Origin of the sequence: Iamia sp. (genome assembly GCF_035575815.1) — a bacterium.
Lineage (GTDB): Bacteria > Actinomycetota > Acidimicrobiia > Acidimicrobiales > Iamiaceae > Iamia.
The window spans coordinates 1-2,435 of the sequence record NZ_DATLXO010000099.1; the positions used below are offsets into that span (position 1 = coordinate 1).

At 66.8% G+C, this 2,435-nt stretch carries 2 protein-coding genes and 2 pseudogenes; all 4 read left to right on the forward strand.

The window, feature by feature from the left end; translation table 11 throughout:
- Positions 1-752: pseudogene (locus VNL12_RS10565) on the forward strand (IS630 family transposase); the annotation flags it as partial.
- 214 nt (positions 753-966) lie between these two features.
- A pseudogene (locus VNL12_RS20930) lies at positions 967-1,188 on the forward strand (helix-turn-helix domain-containing protein); the annotation flags it as partial.
- 199 nt (positions 1,189-1,387) lie between these two features.
- The gene (locus tag VNL12_RS10570) at positions 1,388-1,969 is read left to right on the forward strand and encodes a transposase (RefSeq protein WP_325594308.1); all 582 of its coding nucleotides are present in this window, start codon (positions 1,388-1,390) and stop codon (positions 1,967-1,969) included.
- Between the two features lie 25 nt (positions 1,970-1,994).
- Positions 1,995-2,321, forward strand: coding sequence for a hypothetical protein (locus VNL12_RS10575; protein ID WP_325594310.1), 327 nt, complete (start codon positions 1,995-1,997; stop codon positions 2,319-2,321).
- Positions 2,322-2,435: the final 114 nt, after the last annotated feature.

Here is a 2,435-nt window from a genome sequence, read left to right on the forward strand (position 1 = left end):
GTGACCCACTGGTCGAGCCGGTTGTTGGCCCGGGAGCTGGGGATCTCGAACGTGGCCGTGGCCAATGTGTGGCGGGACTGGGGCCTGCAGCCGTGGCGGAGCGAGACCTTCAAGTTCTCCACCGACCCCGAGCTCGATGCCAAGGTCCGCGATGTCGTTGCTCTCTACCTGGACCCACCGGCCAAGGCGGTCGTGGTCTGTATCGACGAGAAGAGCCAGATCCAGGCGTTGGACCGAACCGCACCGATCCTGCCCATGCGACCGGGGCTACCGGCCAAGGCCACCCATGACTACGTGCGCCACGGCACCACCACGCTGTTCGCGGCGTTGGAGGTCGCCACCGGCAAGGTGACCGACGCCTGCTTCGACCGGCACCGCCACCAGGAGTTCCTCACCTTCCTCAAGCTGGTGGCCAGGACGTACCCGAGGGTGAAGCTCCACGTGGTGTGCGACAACTACGCGACGCACAAGCACCCCGTCGTCAAGGCATGGTTGGCCAAGCACCCTCGGATCACGATGCACTTCACGCCCACTTCAGGATCGTGGCTGAACATGGTGGAGATCTTCTTCGGGATCATCACCCGCCAGGCCATTCGACGTGGAACCTTCCGGAGCGTCACCGAGCTCAAGAACGCCATCGAGACTTACATCGACGGTGGAACGAACGCTGCAAGCCATTCGTGTGGACGAAGACCGCAGAGCAGATTCTCAGCCATTCCAGAAGTCAGAAGACTTCATTCACACGACACTAGTGCTACTGCCGATAAGTACAGCGGTGTAACTTTCGGGGTGACCCGCTCCCTCATCGTCGCGGAGGTCGCCGTGTCTCGTCGGTCGCCATTCGTGGTCCGGTTGTCGAGTGAGGACAGGGCGGTGCTCGAGAAACGGGCGGGGTCTCGTTCGGCGTCGCATGCGGCGGTGGTGCGGGCCCGGATCGTGTTGTTGGCTGCCGACGGCGTGCAGAACGTGGAGATCGCGTCGCGGGTCGGCGTGTGCGTGGACGTGGCGTCTCGGTGGCGGAAGCGGTTCTGCGAGGAAGGGCTCGCCGGGCTGGCGGACCGGCCCCGGTCGGGTCGGCCCCGCCGGTTCGGCTCCGAGGTGGTGGCCGGGATCAAGGCGTTGGCGTGCGAGCCGCCCGAGCAGCGCGACGTGCCATTGTCGCGGTGGAGCTCGGCGGAACTCGCCGGCCAAGCGGTACGGGAGGGGCTGGTGCCGGCGATATCGTCGTCGACGGTGCGCCGCTGGCTGCACGCCGACGCCATCAAGCCGTGGCGTTACCGGTCATGGATCTTCCCCCCGCGACCCCGACTTCGCCGCCAAGGCGGCCCGGGTCCTGGACCTCTACGCCCGCATGTGGGACGGGGTTCGGCTCGGTCCGGACGACTATGTGATCTCCGCGGACGAGAAGTCCCAGCTCCAGGCGCTGCGCCGCCGTCACCCATCCCGCCCAGCCGGGCCCGGGCAGATTTCCCAGGTCGAGTTCGAGTACAAGCGGGGCGGCACGCTGGCCTACATGGGCGCCTACGACGTCCATCGCGGCCGGCTGATCGGCACGATCGCCGCCAAGACGGGGATCGTCCCGTTTATGGATCTGGTCGAGAAGGTTATGACGACCGAGCCGTACGCGTCGGCCCGGACCGTGTACTGGGTCGTCGACAACGGGTCGTCCCACAACGGCCAACGATCTGTCGACCGGATGGCCCAGGCATGGCCGACCGCCCGGCTCGTGCACCTGCCGATCCACGCCTCGTGGCTCAACCAGATCGAGATCGTGTTCTCCATCATCCAGCGCAAGGTCATCAAGCCGGCCGACTTCGCCGACCTCAACGCCCTGGCCGACCGGCTCCTTCGCTTCCAGGACCGCTACAACGAGTCGGCGACTCCCTTCGACTGGCGGTTCACCACCGCAGACCTCACCGCCATGCTCGAGCGTGTCGGCGCCGCAGCCCAGGAGGGCGTCGCCGCCTGAACCCGGTCCGGCAAGGATGGGGCCGATGAAGGCCCCACCCCCCTCGACCAAGGCCAACCTCACCACCCGGCTCAACGGCCACGCCCGCGCCCACTGGCCTTCCCTCGCCGGTATCGACATCCGCTTCCGGGCCAACTTCGCCTACATCGACGGACGCTATCGGGACGGCACAATCCTCAAGCTGTGCCGGCTCCGCTACGGCGGCTCCGCCCATCTGTGGGGCTTCGCCATCTATCGGGCCAGCCACGACGACTACGAGGACTCCTTCCTCCCCACCGGCACACCCGTCGGAACCGCCGAAGAGGCCCTCGACTGCGCCTGCGGCCTCTACCTCGAAGCTTTCAACGCGTAACCGGATACACCGACGAACTTCCGCGCGGCACCACTAGTCCTTGCCCTTGCCCCTTCCCTTGTTGTCGCTGTTGGCGGGCGGCTGAGTCGGCCTCGGGGCACTTGTCACGGCCGG